Below are 17,228 nucleotides of genomic sequence, written 5' to 3'. Positions count from 1 at the left end.
TATCAGGAAAAAAACTCGTATAAAGCCGCTACCATAGCGCAACGCTAAAAAAACGCCGGTAATAGCACCTGCTACATTACAGATCCCTACAACTCCTCCTTATGATTATTTTCATTCGAAAAATAGGTAAAATTAATAATTTTTACATTTTGTTTTCTCCTTTGATAAATTATTATTTTATATTTGATTGCTTAACTAAATAATCACAATACAACTAATCTGCAAGTTGAGTTCCGATATCGGTAAACATCTGGCCGATTTGTGGACCTCATAACCAGATCGCAGCAATCGCACCTAAGGCAATCCCGGCGATGATTAAGCCATACTCAACCATGCCCTGTCCATCTTCTTCTCTTAACATCCGTGTAAATAAGCTTTTCATTTTGTTTTCTCCTTCTTAAATTAGATTGATACGCGTTAATATTAATTTTTAGTCTTTATTTAAATCCTTAAAAAAACATTCCAAAATCCACTAGATGATTGTTTGTATTGATAAGATTTAAAATTAAGACTGAAACAAAACCGGATGCCATAAACGGTCCCAAGGCAACTTTTGATTTCAAATTTCCTTTTCCACTGATAATCAGGTAGATTGCGTAGATCATCAGAAAGAAAGTCATAATGATGATTGCAGATATAATGCCATATACCCCCAAACAAAAACCAACTGCCGCAGCATATTTTACATCTCCCCAACCAGCGCCCTTTCCGATTAATGCCGGCAAGAAGAAAATAATAAAACCAATTAATAAACCAAAAACATTCATCCCTAAACTTGCAAGGGGTTGTCCTGTTACGATGAATGCACCACCAACGAAAAGTGTCATTAAAACCAGTTCATTGGGAATTTTTTTAATGCTGATGTCGACTGCCGAAAGGATGATGCAGATCGAAAAAAGCATCATATATTCTAGCGTTCTTGCGTCAAGCCCGTTTATTTTTACAAAGAACAACCAGATGATTGCATTGATCATCGCCCAAAAGATGGTTTTGGCAAAGCTTCCTGAAAATTGCGGGTGTTTTAGGGTGTTAACTCTTTGCTTGATCAAATATACAGAAGATTTTTCCATCAAAGCGCCAACAACTGCTCCGATTAATAAAACCAAGACTGATATTGCAAATTGATTCATCTTTACACCTCTTTCAATTTCAGCTAATAAAAAAGCAACGGTTACCCGTTGCATATAAGGCGAATTAAATACACCTTTCTTCTGCAACTGGCTGTCATATAATAAATTATTTAGACCCTATAGCTTTGCGTCCTCACCTTTCGGTAAGTTTGCCGAATATTAAATTGACCAAGTCGGGATTATGATAGAATAAAAAAACAACGCTCTGGCACGTTGCATTAAATACACCATTTGATGATGTCGTTTTGCAACTGGCTGTCATATAAAAATTTACTTAGACCCTAAAGCTTTGCGTCCTTACCTTTCGATAAGTTTGCTAAATATTCTATTGAGCTCATAATAAGGCATATATTGACAGATGTCAAGGGATATATTTGTTAATATTTCATATCAGTAATTTTTTACTGTAATATTTTGTCCATATTTTCCAGTCGCCCTTTTGCGCGCAAAAATCAATAATTCATTTTAAGCGTTGATGTTAACAGTCCTGCAATCGCATTATGTTGTAATGAGTTGTTGTTTTATTATCAATATTCCGATGTATTCTAATATGCTAATAATAGAGCCGTTCTAGATTTCTTTTGCTAATATTCACCGGATTGAAGATCGCCGAGCGCGATATATTCAAATGATATGATGGTGCTATTGTTTGCATTAAATCCACATCATTGCATCATCAATTATCCACTTGTTTTGCCTCAAAAAGTTCCTTAATGAAAGATTAAATTCTTGACATAAGCGATGTGGTATGTTAAATTTTGAATGTGTTAGCATATACTAACAAATAAAGCAAGAGGAGGCTTTCTATGAGCATTGTGATAATTGGTGGAAATGATCGGATGATTCATCAGTATAAAGATCTATGTAAAGAATTTAACTGCCGCGCTAAGGTATTCACCCAAATGCAGGGCGCGATGAAAAAGAAAATCGGGGTTCCAGATTTAATCGTATTATTTACAGGCACCGTTTCTCATAAAATGGTAAACTGTGCGACTTTTGAAGCGAAGCGATTAAACTTACCACTGGCGCGAGCACATACTAGCAGCCTGGCAGCTTTGCGAAATATTTTAGAAGAGCACTGTTCACAATGTGTAAATTGTAATAACTGTGTGCTGAAGCCAAATCCGAAGAGAGTCCAATCATGAGCACCTTTGAAAAAGAAATGATCCGCCACTGTTCGCCAACATTAGCCGGAATAAAAACTGGAAATTTGTTTAGCTATCCCTATACCAAGGAAGCTGAACTGATCAATGAAATTAACAATTGGAACCGCGCATTAAACGATCGTGGTGTTTTTTTAGAAATTCTCAGAAAAAATGAGAGTCGGGTGCTCATCTATCTCTATCGCAAAAAAAGACTATCAGATGACCTCTCATGTCCAAAAGTTGCCAGTTTTCTAAAGCAGATTGGCTACCCAAGCGGGGACATCGCATCATCTCTGAATTTTTTATCGACCCGAATCCAAAATTCCACTGATTTCCCCCATGAGATTGGTCTATTTCTGAGCTATCCCTTTGAAGATGTGCAAGGTTTTATCACTCACGCCGGTAAAAATTGCAAACATTGCGGCTGCTGGAAGGTATATAGTAAGACCAACGAAAAAATCAAACTTTTTGAAAAATACAAGAAATGCACCCATACCTATTACCAACGGCTTCTCAATGGATCATCAATCCTGAGACTTACGGTGGCAGCATAGCCGATTTTTTTTAGGTCATCCAGTTTTGTTTAGTCACTGGGATGACCCAAAAGTTTGGTGTTATTGTTTGTTATTTTTGTGGTTATGGCACTTTTCCTTATCGCCCTGTCCCGTTAAAGCGGGCTTTTTTGCTGCCTTTGCATTTTAAGAATATAGCGATTACCAAAGACAAAGGCTATTGCCAGTATGAATAGGGCGATCGATGCAATAATAAATTTCATCAGTAAAGTGGACTCGACTGTCTGAAAGTTGATCATATTAAAAAGCAGCGGCGAGACAAACATCCCTAAATTGACAGCAGCGGTAAGTAGCGCGATGGCCGTTGGTTGCAAGCGATTCTCGACGACGTTGGCTGCGATATAAAATCCAGTTGGCATGACAAGACTAATCCCAAAACCGACCAGAATGGCCGAAACAAATAGACTGGGCAATGATCCGACTAAATAAATAAGACCCATACCCAAACCCACCGCAGCAATTCCAAAGGGAATTGTCCTGATTTTCAAGCGCTCCTTGATCTTGCCATAGCAGATCCCGGTGACCATTCCCGAAGCAGCAAGGGCGGTATTGATCATCCCGCTTAGGGTCGCATCACCATAGCCTTTACTAACGACGAGCAGGGCGATATTTGTCTGAAAAACGAAAAAGAAACTGCCAAACAAAAAGATGAAAAGTGCCATGAGATAGACACTGGCATTGAGTTTCTTAGCATTATCCGGATATTCAGAATGACTTTGCTTGACTGGCAGATCATGCGGGAGGTTTTTGATCACGATAAAAAGAATTGGTAAAAAGGCCAGGTAAACCAGATAGGCATGGTTCCACTTAAAATTGGCCAGCAGTCCCGAGGTGAACAGAAAGACCATGCTGCCACCGTTAAGAAAGGCCGATTGCAGTCCCATCATGGCACTACGTTCTTGCCCCCTAAAATAATCGGTAATCAAGGCCATGCTCAGTGTTGCGTTGAACCCTTGCGCCACCCCAATTAGAATACTCGCAAATAATAAGAAGCCCAGTCCCAGGGGGCCCAGAATCAAAGCCATCAACCCTCCGATTAATCCACTGCTAAGGCTAAAAATAACGAGACTCTTTTTCGATATCCGCATCGATGCAGGCCCGGCTGCAAAAGCAAAAATCAGACCCAGTAAAGCCGGCAGGGTTAAAACCATCTGAATGAGGGATTCCGGGGCATCCGGAAAATGCAACCAAATATCGCCTAGAATAGCTGAAGCGGTCATTGAGATCATTAAGAGTGATGAGATTGATAAGATAGCCAGTTTTATTTTTTTAGTTTCCAATGGCAACTCCATTTTTCGAATTCGGCTTTGCTTTAACTGCCTGCGCTAATCTATTTCTTACCCTCGATGGCAAGAAATATTGACAGACTCAAGCAACAACCAAACAATATTTTGATGAATATGTTTTTGAGATAATTGATCGAGCCAGAAAGAATCAGACTCACGCGGATCAAGCACATTTTTTAGGGAATTTATCAGCTTTTTGTACTAAAAAAGAGAGGAAATTTCCTCTCTTTCTAGATAGAAATAGTCACGCATTTGAATATTAATTTCTGAATTAATTTCTGAATTAATTTCTGAATTAATTTCTGATAATCTCAATCTTATAACCATCTGGATCGGTGATAAAATAGTAGCGGGGTTTGCCATCGCCACTGAGTCCTTTTGGCTGTGTCGGCTTAAAACCCTGTGCCTCGTGGGCTGCCCAGGAGGCCTCAAGATCATCGACTAAGACCGCTAAATGACCATAGGCAGACCCTAAATCATAGGGAGCCACCTGTCCATAGTTATAGGTTAGTTCTAGCTGGTGACCATTGGGGCTGCCATCACCTAAAAATACCAGGGTAAATTCATAGGTTGGTTCGTCGCGCCGCCTAACTTCCTCAAAGCCTAATGCTTCTTGATAAAACTTTAGCGATCGATCCAAATCAAGTACCCGAATCATTGTATGTGCCATTTTATAATTTCCCATAATAATCTCCTTTTAAGATAATTTTTTAAATTTTTGGCTGATTTTTAAACTAGCGGATTGAGCATCGTCTTGTAAAAGGCATAGGCCTTGGAAGATTTTCCGATGCAATAAGCGATATAGTGATCCAGCATATCGGTAATCTTTAGCGCCTCAGCCGGGTTTGCTTGACGATCTTTTAGGGCTTTGATTGGCTGTCTTAAAAAATCACCAAGCAGGTCAAGCATCGCGGGATTGAGCTTATAGAGATAGCCTTCTGTTTGTTCCCGGCAGCCGCTGCAAATGACGCCATTGTTTTCAATGCTAAAGAGGCTTAGGTCATGATCGCCCTGACAAACCATACATTTTTCTAAAACCGGCCGATAGCCCAAATAACTGACCAGTTTCATCTGAAAGCCGCCAACCAGAACCAAATCATTTTTGGCTTTTCCAGCAGACAGATAAAACAATACGTGGAGCAGCAGCTTTAAAATTTCTGGGCTTTTCTGGTAAAATTCGTAGCCATTATACATCAGATCCAGTAAGTAAGAGGCCAGGGCCATCTTGGTCAGATCATTGCGCAAGGGATAAAAGGCCTCGATCAGATTGGACTGATTGATAATGCCAAAGTTCTTGCCGGGGTAATAGACAAATTCGCTGTAGGCAAAGATCTGGGTGCTGGCCAACAGGCCGCTTTTCTGACGGCGGACGCCGCGGGCAATACATTGAATCTTGCCTTCTTCCTCGGTGAAGATAGTCAAAATTTTATCTTGTTCTTTATAGGGCTGTTCTTTGATAACCAGTCCCTTTGTTTTAATCAGTGCCATTATGCTCCCAACTGAACAATTTACTCAAAATAGCCTAAATCTTTCAGGTCAAAATTCTTATCCCGCCAATCAGACCGCACCTTGACCCATAGCTGCAGATTAATTTGCGATTTCAGGAAAAACTCAATGTCTTTTCTGGCCTGGCTGCCAATCTTGGTCAGCATCGAGCCGCCCTTGCCGATTAGAATGCCCTTGTGGGTTTTGCGTTCGCAGAAAATGGTGGCCTCAATGTCAATAATATCCTTGCCTTTACGGGGTTTCATGGCGGTCACTTCGACAGCAATGCCATGGGGAACCTCGTCATTCAAGAGATTGAGCAGCTTCTCGCGGATCAGCTCCGAAACGATCCAGCGTTCCGACTGATCAATGATCATATCGACCGGGAAAAACATCGGTCCCGGCTTAAGTAGCTCGGTGATGATATCAAGCAGCTCTTTAACGCCATCGCCGGTAATCGCCGAAACCGGAATAATGGTCTTCAGGAAATCATATTTCTGATAGGCGGCAATGGTGATTAATAGGTCTTCCTTAGGCTGCAGATCGATTTTGTTAATCACTAAGACAACCGGTGTTTTACTGGCCGCCAGTTTTTCGAGAATATATTGGTCTCCCGGCCCGATTTTTGTTTCCGGCTCGACCAGATACAAGACCACATCAACATCAGAGATGGTGTTTTCGGCGGCTTTTTGCATATAGTCACCTAAGCGGTTTTTAGGACGGTGCATCCCTGGCGTATCGATAAAGACCATCTGAGCCTGTTCATCGGTGTAAATACAGCGGATGGCATTTCGGGTGGTCTGGGGTTTGGCTGAGGTGATCACCAGTTTTTCGCCCATGATATTATTAAGCAGGGTCGATTTTCCGACATTGGGACGACCGACAATGCTGATAAATCCGGATTTAAAGTTTTCGTTCATGATTCACATTCTTTCTCTGGTTAAAAAAACCAATTAATAATTTTTGGTAAAAAGATCATCAGACCGACACAAACCGACATGATCGCGGCCACCATAACAGCGCCCGCGGCGGTATCCTTGGCGACCTTAGCCAGATGATGATATTCCTCGGTATAGAGATCGACCAGGGTTTCGATGGCGGTATTGATGATTTCCAGGATAAAAACAAATCCGATCACAATCACCAGTGCCAGCCATTCATAATTTTCAATTTCAAAAACAAGTCCAAAGGCCACCGCTAAAAATCCGACGCCTAAGTGAATCCGCATGTTGGGCTGGGTTTTCAGGGTGTATAAAATACCTTCGATGGCAAAGGAAAAACTCTTTTTTAACTTGCGTCTGATCTTTTCCACCTCCTGATTTTTTATTTTGGCTTAAGTTAAAATGAATGGTCAGCTTCCTGCTTGATCTAGTTGTTACTAAATCAGTTGCTAGTTGTCGCCCATCATTTCTTTTTCGATCCGTCGCATCGCCGATTTTTCATCATCCACCATATGGTCATAGCCTAATAGATGGAGGACGCTATGCACGGACAGATAGGAAAGCTCGCGGGTCAGGCTGTTGCCGTATGCCTTGGCCTGACTTTCGGCTTGCTCGATGCAGATAACGATATCGCCCAGCAATAAGGGCATAAAGGGGTTGTTTTTGATAATGGCTTCGCGATGATTGATAAAATCCTCATACATCGGAAAAGACAGCACATCGGTGACCGCATCCTTGCCGCGATATTCTTTGTTTAGCGTCCTAATTTCATCGGCACTGACAAATGAAAAACTCACTTCACACTCCACGCCAATTTCCTGATGGAGGAGGGTTCGCACCATCGCATCTTCAATTTCCTCCAGAATCGGATCAGCTATTTCAACATTACTGCGATTATCATAAGCGATTACGAGCATCTTATTTCCTCACTATTTTTTGTTTGTGTCGTTCTCTTTTTTGGGCTGCTTTGGCTTGGGCTTCGGTTCTGGCAGCGGCCCGCATGGCGGCTTTTTTATTGTCTGTCAAGGGGGTTTTTTCGGCAAGTAGTTCATAGGCGGGGGTTGACATATGCGAGAGCATCCCGAAACCATGACTATAATCAATGATCGTAACGCTGCCTAGTTTAACATCAAAATGCCATTTGCAGTCAAGCGGCAGATTTAGCATGTTCGTCAGCATGCTATGGATAGTGCCGCCATGGGCAATAATCAAGACTGTTTCTTCTTCTGCTAGTTCAGCCAAAAAGTTGGCACAAAGTTCATGGTATTCCCGTTGGCTCTGACCCTGGGGAACTAGATAATCATTATAGTTGGCCATCCAGTGATCCCATTCTTCGGGAAAAAGTTCAATACATTGATCGCGGGTTTTTCCTTCAAAAATACCAAAGTTAAACTCGCGCAGGCGCGGATCCACCTGGATCTCCTTACCGGTTAAGAGGCCAACTTCCTGAGCGATTTTTAGCGCCCGGGAGGTTGGGCTGGCATAGATTTTATCAAAGGCCAGCTTCTGATCCAGGACAATCAATTCTTTGATCAACAGTTCCTTCATCGCTACGCCCCGCGGGGTATAGTCCGATTCGGTGTGGCCATTGAGGAGGTGGCCCACATTACCATAGGTCTCTACATGTCTTACGAGTACAAGTTTCATTTATTCTTCCTTACGTGATTTTTAATCTTTTCCTCTATTATAACTCATTTTAATCTGGGAAACCAAAATATTTTTGCCAATGATCAGCTTTTTAGTTATAATAAACAGAACAGCTATAACAAAATACCAATGAACAGAATACCTTAGAAAAGGAAGTCACCATGGAAAAAACTAAAAAACAATCGCTTTTGGCCGATCTGGGTCTGGTAGCGGTAGCCTTTGTCTGGGGCAGCGGCTTTGTCGCTTCAAAAAATGCCCTCGATTCAATGTCGCCGATGATGCTGATGGCCGTCAGATTTACGGTCGCCGCCCTCTTATCGGGGATTATCTTCCGCAAAAACTTAAAAAACATCCCTAAAGAAACGATTAAGGCAGGCTGCGTGATCGGATTCTTTTTATTCACGGCCTTTGCCGCTCAGATGATTGGCCTGCAATATATGCTGGCCGGAAAACAAGCCTTTCTTACCGCCACCAATGTTATTATGGTCCCTTTTATTTATTGGGCGGTAAAAAAACACCGGCCGGATCAATACAATTTTGCAGCGGCCTTTATTATGCTACTGGGTCTGGCACTGCTGACGATGGATTTTTCGGCCGGTTTTTCCTTTAATCTTGGCGATGGCTTAACCCTATTATGTGCCTTTTTGTATGCTTGTCACATTGTCGTGGTGGGAATTTACTCAAAACAACATGATCCGATTGCCCTGACCGTGATACAGCTTGCTTTTGCAGCAGCAGTGTCTTTAGCCTACGTGTTTATTTTTGGCGAGTTTACCCTGGCCATCCCGCTTCCTGGCCTCTTAAATGGACTCTATCTGGGGATATTTTGCACCTTCCTGGCTTTTTTGGGACAGACGGTGGCACAAAAATATACCAATGCAACCCATGCAGCGATTATCCTCAGTTTAGAGGCGGTATTTGGAAGCCTATTAGCGATTATTATCCTGGGTGATAATTTTACCTTCACGATGTTTCTGGGCTGTTTGGTTATTTTTCTGGGAATCCTCACTGCTGAAACCAAGTGGGCCTTTCTGCAAGCAATATTTCTTAAAGCAAAACCGGAAAATCCCGAAAAACTGCCTGAGCTTTAGCTTTTTCTTTACAGATTAATTGCCAATATGCTATGATTACCTCCAATTGCAAGAATATTTGCAGAGGAGGTTTTTTATTGAAAACTCAATTTAATATTGGAAATCTTGAATTTTCCAAACCGATCGTCCAGGGTGGCATGGGTATCGGTATTTCCCTTTCCAGCCTGGCCGGAACGGTTTCAAAGTTTGGCGGTCTGGGGGTTTTATCGGCAGTCGAAATGGGCGCTGACTACCCCAACTACCAGACCAACCCCAAAGCGGCTAATCGACAGGCGATGACCGATCACTTTAAACAGGCCAAAGCAATAGCTGGCAATCGTCCGATTGGAATTAATATTATGGTGGCATTGACTCAGTACGAGCAACTGGTAAAGGATGCTGTCCAAACCGGATATGATATTATCTTTGCCGGCGCTGGTCTGCCGCTAACCCTACCCGAACTGACCCGACATTCTTTAACCAAGATCGCCCCGATTATTTCCTCTAAACGGGTCGCTAAACTGATTTTAAAACATTGGTGGCGTCACTACCAGGTCGCTCCTGATGCGATTGTCCTGGAAGGCCCGCTGGCTGGCGGTCACTTAGGCTTTAAAAATGAAGATCTCACCCCAGAACGACTGGCACAACAAGCGTTGCCGGCGCTGATTCCCGGTGTCCTTGAAGAAATCAAGCCCTATGAAGATTTAGTCGGACGGCATATTCCCTTAATTGCCGGTGGCGGGATTACCACTGCAGCGGATCTCCGCGAAAGCCTGGCCGCTGGTGCCGATGCGGTACAGATCGGTTCGCGCTTCGTGGCCACGGTCGAATGCGATGCCTCTCAAGCCTTTAAAGATGCGATGGTTGCGGCAACGAAAGCCGATATCGAAATCATTGTTAGTCCGGCCGGTTTGCCAGGACGGGCGATCCATAATCGCTTTTTAGAAGAGGTTAAAGCGGGGCTACGACAGCCTAAAAGCTGTCCCATTAATTGTATTAAATCCTGTGACTATAAGACGGCACCCTACTGTATTGGCCTGGCACTGATTGCCGGCAAAGCGGGCGATTTAGAAAACGGCTATGTTTTTTGCGGTGCCAATGCCGACAAGATCACAAGGATCACAACCGTGGAAGCCTTAATGGATGAATTAACCCAAGAATTGGATTAGTTAATTTTTAAGGATTCAAATTTTAAATTACTCAACTTCTTAAGTAGTCAATTGATGATCAGAAATTCTTAATACACCCTAAGAAAATAGTCCATTACCAAGCTTTTCTTGACAAATATTTTTTTAGCGCTATAATTAGTTAGACAATCTAATGATTATGGAGGTGACCCTTTGGACTCTTTTTCTTCCCAACTCAACGCCGTGCTAGTTGATACATTTAATAATATTTTAAAATTTGAAGAAAACTTACTCAAACAATCAACAAATATTGATTTATCAATCAACGAAATGCATCTGATTGAGCATGTGGGAAAAAATAAAAATGATGGCAGAACCATCAGTGATCTAGCCCAAAGTCTTAATATTACCCTCCCTTCGGTGACCGTAGCTATCAATAAATTGGTCAAAAAAGGGTATGTAAAGAAAGAAAAAAGCAATACCGATGGACGAATGGTATATGTCCGACTCACCGACAAGGGTTTGCGGATCGATAAAATTCACCAGTATTTTCATGAAAAAATGGTGAAAGATATTTCAAAAGAAATGACCGCTGAAGAAAAAGATGTTTTAATTCACGGTATGGAAAAATTAAATGGTTTTTTCAGAAAAAAATTATCAAGCTTATCTGACGAAAATGAAACGTCTGAGCCTTGATGCTTGGAGGAACAAATGTCCTTTACGATTATCGGTACCGGTGCTGGATTGCCAAAAACAATTCAGACCAATGAAGACCTCGCTCAGTTTCTAGATACATCTCACGATTGGATTGTTACTAGAACCGGCATTGAAGCGCGACATATCTGTGTGACGGAATCGATTTTGGATATCGCCCTGGAAGCCAGTGTCAATGCCCTGGAAAATGCTAAAATCAAAGCTCAAGAACTGGATTTGATTATTTGTCCCACCCTCGGTGGCGATACCGTCACCCCTTCCCTGGCTTGCCTGATTCAAGACCAGCTAGGGGCGACCTGCCCCAGTTTTGATCTTAATGCAGCCTGTTCTGGCTTTGTTTATGGACTAGATGTCGCTGACGCATATTTTTCCCGGAATAATGACATGAACATTCTGGTCATTGCCGTGGACGCCATGTCCAAGCTGATCGACTGGCAGGATCGCGCGACTGCGGTACTTTTCGGCGACGGCGCCGGTGCGGCTGTGCTGGCCGGCGGTAACAGCCTAAAGGCGATCCAACTGACTGCCGTCGGCAATCAGCATGCCTTAAGTATTCCCTGGCCTAAGGGTAATCACCCGCTGACCAAAAACCGGTCAAATCCAGAACCCTATCTGCTGATGGATGGCCCGGAAGTTTATCGTTTTGCCGTCGCAGCGATCTGCAATGACTTACGCGCAGTGACCAAAGCTGCTGGTATCGAACTGGCTGATGTCGATTATATCATTCCCCACCAGGCCAACCTGCGAATCATCGAAGGCGCGGCCAAACGTTTAAAAATCCCGCTCGACAAGTTTGTCATGCGGGTCAATGGTTGTGGCAATACCTCAGCCGCCAGTATCCCACTGGTTCTGGATGAACTAAACCGTAATGGCCAATTCAAATCTGGCACCCGGATAGCCTTAACCGCATTTGGCGGCGGGCTGACAACCGGCGCCTGTGTGATAGAATGGGCCTGATTGGCATCCGGCATAATTAGTCGTTAAAAAATTAAATCATAATTTATTTATAATCTTAGGAGGATTAATCAAATGGTATTAGACAAAGTAGTGGAAATTTTACGGAATTACAAAGACGAGCAGGATTTAGAAGTAACAGCAGATTCAACCTTTGAAGAGTTGGAACTGGATTCTCTGGATACCGTCGAACTGGTCATGGAAATTGAAGAAGCCTTTGATACCAGCATTGAAATGGATGGCGAAATTAAGACCATTGGTGATGTGGTAGCCTTGATCGAAAAAGCCATCGCTTAGGTGAAATAGGATGATTAAAACACCACTCTGCGATCTTTTAAACATTGAATTTCCGATTCTTCAAGGAGGAATGGCGTGGATATCCGATGCTCAGCTTGCCGCTGCCGTGTCAAATGCAGGTGGTTTAGGGATTATTTCATCAATGAACGCCGATGAAAATTGGCTGCGCAGTGAAATTCACAAGGCCAAAAGCCTGACCGATAAACCCTTTGGGGTCAATGTCATGCTGATGAATCCCCGCGTCGATCAAATTGCCCAGGTTCTGATTGACGAAAAGGTGGCAGTTGTCACAACCGGCGCCGGCAATCCTGGTAAGTTCATCAAGCTGTGGATTGCTGCCGGCATAAAGGTCATTCCAGTAGTGCCCTCGACCGGATTAGCCCGCTTTTCGGAACGGGCTGGCGCCACGGCAGTGATTGCCGAAGGCGGAGAATCGGGCGGTCATGTCGGCGAGATGTCGACAATGCCGCTAATTCCGCAGGTTTGTGATGTGGTTTCGATTCCGGTGATTGCCGCCGGTGGCATTGGTGATGGCCGCGGCATTGCCGCTGCCCTGATGCTGGGCGCAGTGGGGGTTCAACTGGGCACCCGCTTTCTAGTCGCCCACGAAACCAATATCCATGAAAATTATAAGGATAAAATTATCAAAGCCAAAGATATTGATACGACCCTGAGCGGCCGGTCATTGGGTCATCCGGTTCGTTCTTTAAAAACCACCTTTTCTAAAGACTTCATTAAAGCGGAAAATGACCCCACCACGCCGCCACAAGTCCTTGAAGAATACGGTCGGGGTGCCCTGCGCATTGCCGCTCAGGAAGGTGATTCTCAGAAAGGTTGCTTTATGGCAGGTCAGATTGCCGGCATGATCAAAGAAAAACAAAGCGTCAAGGAAATCATTTTAACACTGGCTCAAGAAACCGAAACAGTTTTAAAAGGAGGAACACAATGGCTAAAATAGCACTGCTCTTTCCCGGTCAGGGATCGCAGTTTGTCGGGATGGGCAAACCGCTTTATGAACTTTCTCCCACTGCCAAGGCCGTTTTCGATCAGATCGATGCCCTTCATCCGGGTACCTCAGCACTTTGCTTTGAGGGGCCAGCTGAAGCCCTCAATCAAACCCATAACACCCAACCCAGCATTTTTGCCGTCGAGCTGGCGGCGCTGGCAGCCTTACAACGGGTTGGGGTCCAAGCTCAGGGAATCGCCGGCTTCTCGCTCGGCGAGGTCACCGGTCTGGTGGCCGCTGGGATCCTTTCGATGGAAGACGGACTCAAGTTTGTCAAAAAACGTGGTCGCGCCATGGAAGAGGCGTCGCAGATGACACCGGCGTCGATGGTGGCGGTTTTAAAACTTGATAATGCCAAGGTCGAAGCACTCTGCAAGGAGTTTAACCAATGCTACCCGGTTAATTACAATTGTCCCGGGCAGCTGGTTGTCGCCCTGCTACGGGAAGATCAGGATGCCTTTTTAGGACGGGCGAAAGAACTGGGTGGTCGCGGCATTCCGCTGACCCTGTCGGGTGGCTTCCACTCGCCTTTTATGACCTATGCCACCAAGCAACTGGAGCAGAAGATCTATGAACTGACATTTTCGGCGGGAACCATCCCCCTCTATTCCAACGCATATGCAAAACCCTACCCCACTTCACCGGTTGATATCCGTAATTATATTCTCCATCAGATCAATCACCCGGTGCTATGGGAACAAACGATCCGCAATATGATCGATGACGGATTTACCACCTTTATTGAATGTGGCCCCGGTAAAACACTGAGCGGATTTATAAAGAAAATAGATAAATCGGTTACCTGTTATCACGTTGAAACAGTCCTAACTGATTATCTGCAAGCAAAAAATGCCGGAAAGGAATGGTCTTTTATATGTTAACAGGAAAAACCGCACTGGTTACTGGCGGTGCCAAAGGGATTGGCCGGGCGATTGCCCTAAAGATAGCCGCGGCGCATGGCAATGTGGCGATTATGTACCACGGTAGTCAGGAAAAAGCGCAAGAGACCATCACGCAACTGCAGGCGCTGGGGGTAAAAGCGCAGAGCTATCAATGTGATGTATCCGACTTCACGGCCACTAAAGCATTGGTCGCCCAGGTTATCAAAGATTTCGGTGGACTCGATATCCTGGTAAACAATGCCGGGATCACCAACGACAAGCTATTGCTTGCCATGAAAGAAGAAGATTTTGACAGCGTCATTAATACCAACCTAAAAGGCGCCTTTAATATGACCAAACACGTCGGCTCCTACCTGCTTAAGCAGCGTAAAGGCCGAATTATCAATATCTCCTCAGTTTCAGGCTTGATGGGCAACGTCGGACAATGTAATTATGCCGCGGCTAAAGCGGGTCTGATCGGTCTGACCAAGTCGACTGCCAAAGAGATGGCCATCCGTGGGGTCACCTGCAACGCGATTGCCCCGGGTTTTATCGACACCGACATGACTAAAACATTAAAAACCGAAATTAAGGAAGAAATCCTCAAACAAATTCCCTTAAAACGTTTGGGACAGGCTGACGACATTGCCAATCTCTGCGTTTATTTAAGTAGCGATTTATCAGGCTATATTACAGGAGAAGTCATTAAAGTAGATGGCGGTCTCTATATTTAGGAGTAATCAATGAATCGACGAGTTGTTATAACAGGATGCGGAGCCGTTTCTCCGGTGGGTAGTACGGTAGAAGGCCTATGGGAAAACCTCAAAAACGGAAAATGCGGGATCGATTTTATTAAGAAATTCGATACCAGCGACTTAAAAGTGAAAATTGCCGGTGAGGTTCATGATTTTGAACCCCTTGACTATATTAAGAAAAATGAAATCCGCAAAACCGACATGTTTACCCAATATGCGATTGGCGCGGCGGTTCAGGCGATGGAAGACAGTGGTGTTCAGGCCCATGTCGATCCCACCCGACTGGGTGTTTACATGGGTTCCGGCATTGGCGGGATTCATACCTTTATCGATGAATGTCACAAAATGGATGAAAAAGGCCCCAGCCGGATTTCGCCTTTTTTTATCCCGATGATGATTTCAAATATTGCGGCTGGAACCGTTGCGATTCGCTATAATGCCCAGGGGCCCTGTTTACCGATTATCACCGCCTGTGCCACCGGCACCCACTCGATTGGCGAAGCTTACCGCAATATTAAGCACGGCTATGCTGACGCCATTATTGCCGGCGGCACCGAAGCCAGTATTTCACCGCTGTCAGTGGCTGGTTTTACCAATTTAACGGCACTGACAACGGTCAACGATCCGACCCGGGCGTCAATTCCTTTTGACAAAAACCGCAGTGGTTTTGTGATGAGTGAGGGCGCTGGGGCATTGGTGCTGGAAGACCTGGAGTTAGCCCTAAAGCGGGGCGCCAACATTTACGGTGAAGTTGTCGGCTATGGTGATACCTGTGATGCCTATCATATTACTGCTCCCCATCCCGAAGCACTCGGCGCCACCCGCGCCATCAGTCTGGCAATGGCAGAAGCGGTCAGTTCAGGTGTCGTATTTGATGATGCGCAGATTTATGTAAACGCCCACGGCACCAGTACCCCGCTTAACGATAAAGCAGAAACCATTGCTATTAAAAATGCGCTAGGAGATCATATCAACCGAACCCTGGTTAGCTCGACTAAATCGATGACTGGCCATATGTTGGGCGCGGCCGGCGCGATCGAAGCGATTGCATCAGTAATGGCCTTAAAAGATGGCATGATCCCACCGACTATTGGTTATCAGGAAGCGGATCCGGATTGCGATCTCGATTATGTCCCCAATCAAAAACGGGCGGTCCAGTGTGACCTTGCCCTGTCCATTTCACTTGGATTTGGCGGTCACAATGGTTGTCTGGCATTTGTTAGATATGTAGGAGAATAAATATGGAATTAAATACCGAAACCATCCAGGCACTGGCAAAAATCATGTCTGAAGAAAAACTGACCAGTCTGGCACTTGACCAGGGCAACCTGAAGATTGAAATAAAACGCGAAATCGGCTCGACACAGGCTCATGAGATAACTTATAGTCAACCCCAAAAGGTGGCAACGGAGTCGCTTCCCCATAAAGCCCAATCAGTCGAAGCACAAGCGCTTGAGATCCTCCCTGATGCCCATTGGAAAGAAATTAAATCGCCGATGGTGGGGGTCTTTTATCAAAGCAGTCAGCCAGGCAAACCAGCCTATGTCAGCAAGGGTCAAAGCTTTTCCGAAGGCGACACCCTGTGCATCATTGAAGCGATGAAACTGATGAACGAAATTACCGCCGAAACCCCTGGCACAATTATGGAAGTCTGCGTCGGTAACGGCCAGGTTGTCGAATTTGGCCAGGTACTCTATCGCATTGTCGAAGACTAACTTCTTGACAGCGGTAGGGCTAAAGCGTGTTAACGGTCTGGAAATTTACTAAAGAGAATTTTTCTAAAATTCAGAAGGAAATTAAATGAAACGTGATGAATTAAAAAAGATACTGCCTCACCGGGAGCCGATGCTGCTAATTGATGAGGCTGAGAAAATAGATGACACGACGGCCACCGGCCGCTACACCGTAACCGGGGATGAGTTTTTTTTGCAAGGCCATTTTCCCGGTAATCCGGTGGTGCCCGGGGTTATTCTGTGCGAAATTATGGCGCAGACCTCTTGCGTTTTACTGGCCGATCTAGACGGTACCAATAAGACCCCCTACTTTACTGGTCTAAACAAGGTGAAATTTAAAGAAAAGGTACTAGCTGGCGATACCATTGAAATCACTTGCAGCATAAGCAAGTCAAAACCGCCTTTTTATTTTGCCAGCGGTTCCGGCTCGGTCAATGGCAAGGTCGCAGTGGTCGGAGAATTCTCTTTTGCCCTGATTGAGTAAG

General features: G+C 44.5%; 21 protein-coding genes and 2 riboswitches. Of the genes, 13 read left to right on the top strand and 8 right to left on the bottom strand.

The window, feature by feature from the left end; all coding sequences use genetic code 11:
* Window positions 1-449: 449 nt before the first annotated feature.
* Window positions 450-1,130: an A24 family peptidase gene (locus tag QZ998_RS11625; RefSeq protein WP_296560783.1), complete on the bottom strand. Its 681-nt coding sequence runs from the start codon at window positions 1,128-1,130 to the stop codon at window positions 450-452.
* A 79-nt stretch (window positions 1,131-1,209) separates the two neighbouring features.
* A riboswitch (cyclic di-GMP riboswitch) is annotated at window positions 1,210-1,294 on the bottom strand.
* A gap of 79 nt (window positions 1,295-1,373) precedes the next feature.
* Window positions 1,374-1,458, bottom strand: a riboswitch (cyclic di-GMP riboswitch).
* A 478-nt stretch (window positions 1,459-1,936) separates the two neighbouring features.
* Here QZ998_RS11625 and QZ998_RS11620 point away from each other — a divergent pair.
* Window positions 1,937-2,275, top strand: a complete 339-nt coding sequence (locus tag QZ998_RS11620; RefSeq protein ID WP_296560781.1) for a DUF2325 domain-containing protein — start codon at window positions 1,937-1,939, stop codon at window positions 2,273-2,275.
* On the top strand, window positions 2,272-2,829 hold the full coding sequence (locus QZ998_RS11615) for a DUF3793 family protein (RefSeq protein WP_296560779.1): 558 nt from the start codon (window positions 2,272-2,274) through the stop codon (window positions 2,827-2,829). The genes QZ998_RS11620 and QZ998_RS11615 overlap by 4 nt, the downstream gene beginning before the upstream one ends.
* 113 nt (window positions 2,830-2,942) lie before the next feature.
* On the opposite strand, the gene QZ998_RS11610 is transcribed toward QZ998_RS11615, so the two are convergent.
* The 7 genes from QZ998_RS11610 to QZ998_RS11580 all read right to left on the bottom strand — a co-directional run bounded on the left by QZ998_RS11610 (window position 2,943) and on the right by QZ998_RS11580 (window position 8,206).
* Complete coding sequence (locus QZ998_RS11610) at window positions 2,943-4,127, bottom strand: MFS transporter (protein WP_296560773.1); 1,185 nt, start codon at window positions 4,125-4,127, stop codon at window positions 2,943-2,945.
* A 301-nt stretch (window positions 4,128-4,428) separates the two neighbouring features.
* Window positions 4,429-4,818 carry a VOC family protein gene (locus QZ998_RS11605; RefSeq protein WP_296560770.1) on the bottom strand — a complete coding sequence of 130 codons (390 nt, stop codon included), beginning with the start codon at window positions 4,816-4,818 and terminating at the stop codon, window positions 4,429-4,431.
* 44 nt (window positions 4,819-4,862) lie between these two features.
* Complete coding sequence (recO, locus tag QZ998_RS11600) at window positions 4,863-5,621, bottom strand: DNA repair protein RecO (protein ID WP_296560768.1); 759 nt, start codon at window positions 5,619-5,621, stop codon at window positions 4,863-4,865.
* A gap of 20 nt (window positions 5,622-5,641) precedes the next feature.
* A complete protein-coding gene (era, locus tag QZ998_RS11595; RefSeq protein ID WP_296560766.1) occupies window positions 5,642-6,538 on the bottom strand; it encodes a GTPase Era in 897 nt (298 codons plus the stop codon).
* A 20-nt stretch (window positions 6,539-6,558) separates the two neighbouring features.
* On the bottom strand, window positions 6,559-6,930 hold the full coding sequence (locus QZ998_RS11590; RefSeq protein ID WP_296560764.1) for a diacylglycerol kinase family protein: 372 nt from the start codon (window positions 6,928-6,930) through the stop codon (window positions 6,559-6,561).
* A 78-nt stretch (window positions 6,931-7,008) separates the two neighbouring features.
* Window positions 7,009-7,476: an rRNA maturation RNase YbeY gene (gene ybeY, locus QZ998_RS11585; RefSeq protein WP_296560762.1), complete on the bottom strand. Its 468-nt coding sequence runs from the start codon at window positions 7,474-7,476 to the stop codon at window positions 7,009-7,011.
* Between the two features lies 1 nt (window position 7,477).
* Window positions 7,478-8,206: a histidine phosphatase family protein gene (locus QZ998_RS11580; RefSeq protein ID WP_296560760.1), complete on the bottom strand. Its 729-nt coding sequence runs from the start codon at window positions 8,204-8,206 to the stop codon at window positions 7,478-7,480.
* 161 nt (window positions 8,207-8,367) lie between these two features.
* On the opposite strand from QZ998_RS11580, the gene QZ998_RS11575 reads away from it, so the two are divergent.
* The 11 genes from QZ998_RS11575 (at window position 8,368) to fabZ (ending at window position 17,227) form a co-directional block, all read left to right on the top strand.
* The gene (locus QZ998_RS11575; protein WP_296560758.1) at window positions 8,368-9,297 is read left to right on the top strand and encodes a DMT family transporter; all 930 of its coding nucleotides are present in this window, start codon (window positions 8,368-8,370) and stop codon (window positions 9,295-9,297) included.
* Between the two features lie 77 nt (window positions 9,298-9,374).
* Window positions 9,375-10,445, top strand: a complete 1,071-nt coding sequence (locus tag QZ998_RS11570; RefSeq protein WP_296560756.1) for a nitronate monooxygenase family protein — start codon at window positions 9,375-9,377, stop codon at window positions 10,443-10,445.
* A gap of 171 nt (window positions 10,446-10,616) precedes the next feature.
* The gene (locus QZ998_RS11565; protein WP_296560755.1) at window positions 10,617-11,099 is read left to right on the top strand and encodes a MarR family transcriptional regulator; all 483 of its coding nucleotides are present in this window, start codon (window positions 10,617-10,619) and stop codon (window positions 11,097-11,099) included.
* A gap of 15 nt (window positions 11,100-11,114) precedes the next feature.
* The gene (locus QZ998_RS11560; RefSeq protein ID WP_296560754.1) at window positions 11,115-12,074 is read left to right on the top strand and encodes a beta-ketoacyl-ACP synthase 3; all 960 of its coding nucleotides are present in this window, start codon (window positions 11,115-11,117) and stop codon (window positions 12,072-12,074) included.
* A 72-nt stretch (window positions 12,075-12,146) separates the two neighbouring features.
* Window positions 12,147-12,368: a phosphopantetheine-binding protein gene (locus tag QZ998_RS11555; RefSeq protein WP_296560753.1), complete on the top strand. Its 222-nt coding sequence runs from the start codon at window positions 12,147-12,149 to the stop codon at window positions 12,366-12,368.
* Window positions 12,369-12,378: 10 nt separating this feature from the next.
* Complete coding sequence (locus QZ998_RS11550; protein ID WP_296560752.1) at window positions 12,379-13,326, top strand: nitronate monooxygenase; 948 nt, start codon at window positions 12,379-12,381, stop codon at window positions 13,324-13,326.
* Window positions 13,314-14,255, top strand: coding sequence for an ACP S-malonyltransferase (locus QZ998_RS11545; RefSeq protein WP_296560751.1), 942 nt, complete (start codon window positions 13,314-13,316; stop codon window positions 14,253-14,255). The genes QZ998_RS11550 and QZ998_RS11545 overlap by 13 nt, the downstream gene beginning before the upstream one ends.
* Window positions 14,249-14,989, top strand: a complete 741-nt coding sequence (gene fabG / locus QZ998_RS11540; RefSeq protein WP_296560750.1) for a 3-oxoacyl-[acyl-carrier-protein] reductase — start codon at window positions 14,249-14,251, stop codon at window positions 14,987-14,989. Before QZ998_RS11545 ends, fabG begins: the two co-directional genes overlap by 7 nt.
* Window positions 14,990-14,998: 9 nt before the next feature.
* Window positions 14,999-16,249, top strand: a complete 1,251-nt coding sequence (gene fabF, locus QZ998_RS11535) for a beta-ketoacyl-ACP synthase II (protein ID WP_296560749.1) — start codon at window positions 14,999-15,001, stop codon at window positions 16,247-16,249.
* Window positions 16,250-16,251: 2 nt separating this feature from the next.
* Entirely contained in the window at window positions 16,252-16,725 is a 474-nt protein-coding gene (gene accB, locus QZ998_RS11530; protein WP_296560748.1) for an acetyl-CoA carboxylase biotin carboxyl carrier protein, read from the top strand.
* An 85-nt stretch (window positions 16,726-16,810) separates the two neighbouring features.
* The gene (fabZ, locus tag QZ998_RS11525) at window positions 16,811-17,227 is read left to right on the top strand and encodes a 3-hydroxyacyl-ACP dehydratase FabZ (protein WP_296560747.1); all 417 of its coding nucleotides are present in this window, start codon (window positions 16,811-16,813) and stop codon (window positions 17,225-17,227) included.
* Window position 17,228: the final 1 nt, after the last annotated feature.

The organism is uncultured Acetobacterium sp., from assembly GCF_927416815.1.
Taxonomy (GTDB): Bacteria; Bacillota; Clostridia; order Eubacteriales; family Eubacteriaceae; genus Acetobacterium.
Note: the sequence above shows the minus strand (reverse complement) of the source record. Positions and strands in the feature narration are given on the sequence as shown.

Excerpts from the sequence above, each read along its gene's own strand:
- QZ998_RS11625 (WP_296560783.1), bottom strand. The coding sequence starts at position 1,130 with ATGAATCAATTTGCAATATCAGTCTTGGTTTTATTAATCGGAGCAGTT.
- QZ998_RS11620 (WP_296560781.1), top strand. The coding sequence starts at position 1,937 with ATGAGCATTGTGATAATTGGTGGAAATGATCGGATGATTCATCAGTAT.
- QZ998_RS11615 (WP_296560779.1), top strand. The coding sequence starts at position 2,272 with ATGAGCACCTTTGAAAAAGAAATGATCCGCCACTGTTCGCCAACATTA.
- QZ998_RS11605 (WP_296560770.1), bottom strand. The coding sequence starts at position 4,818 with ATGGGAAATTATAAAATGGCACATACAATGATTCGGGTACTTGATTTG.
- recO (WP_296560768.1), bottom strand. The coding sequence starts at position 5,621 with ATGGCACTGATTAAAACAAAGGGACTGGTTATCAAAGAACAGCCCTAT.
- era (WP_296560766.1), bottom strand. The coding sequence starts at position 6,538 with ATGAACGAAAACTTTAAATCCGGATTTATCAGCATTGTCGGTCGTCCC.
- ybeY (WP_296560762.1), bottom strand. The coding sequence starts at position 7,476 with ATGCTCGTAATCGCTTATGATAATCGCAGTAATGTTGAAATAGCTGAT.
- QZ998_RS11580 (WP_296560760.1), bottom strand. The coding sequence starts at position 8,206 with ATGAAACTTGTACTCGTAAGACATGTAGAGACCTATGGTAATGTGGGC.
- QZ998_RS11575 (WP_296560758.1), top strand. The coding sequence starts at position 8,368 with ATGGAAAAAACTAAAAAACAATCGCTTTTGGCCGATCTGGGTCTGGTA.
- QZ998_RS11560 (WP_296560754.1), top strand. The coding sequence starts at position 11,115 with ATGTCCTTTACGATTATCGGTACCGGTGCTGGATTGCCAAAAACAATT.
- QZ998_RS11555 (WP_296560753.1), top strand. The coding sequence starts at position 12,147 with ATGGTATTAGACAAAGTAGTGGAAATTTTACGGAATTACAAAGACGAG.
- QZ998_RS11550 (WP_296560752.1), top strand. The coding sequence starts at position 12,379 with ATGATTAAAACACCACTCTGCGATCTTTTAAACATTGAATTTCCGATT.
- QZ998_RS11545 (WP_296560751.1), top strand. The coding sequence starts at position 13,314 with ATGGCTAAAATAGCACTGCTCTTTCCCGGTCAGGGATCGCAGTTTGTC.
- fabG (WP_296560750.1), top strand. The coding sequence starts at position 14,249 with ATGTTAACAGGAAAAACCGCACTGGTTACTGGCGGTGCCAAAGGGATT.
- fabF (WP_296560749.1), top strand. The coding sequence starts at position 14,999 with ATGAATCGACGAGTTGTTATAACAGGATGCGGAGCCGTTTCTCCGGTG.
- accB (WP_296560748.1), top strand. The coding sequence starts at position 16,252 with ATGGAATTAAATACCGAAACCATCCAGGCACTGGCAAAAATCATGTCT.
- fabZ (WP_296560747.1), top strand. The coding sequence starts at position 16,811 with ATGAAACGTGATGAATTAAAAAAGATACTGCCTCACCGGGAGCCGATG.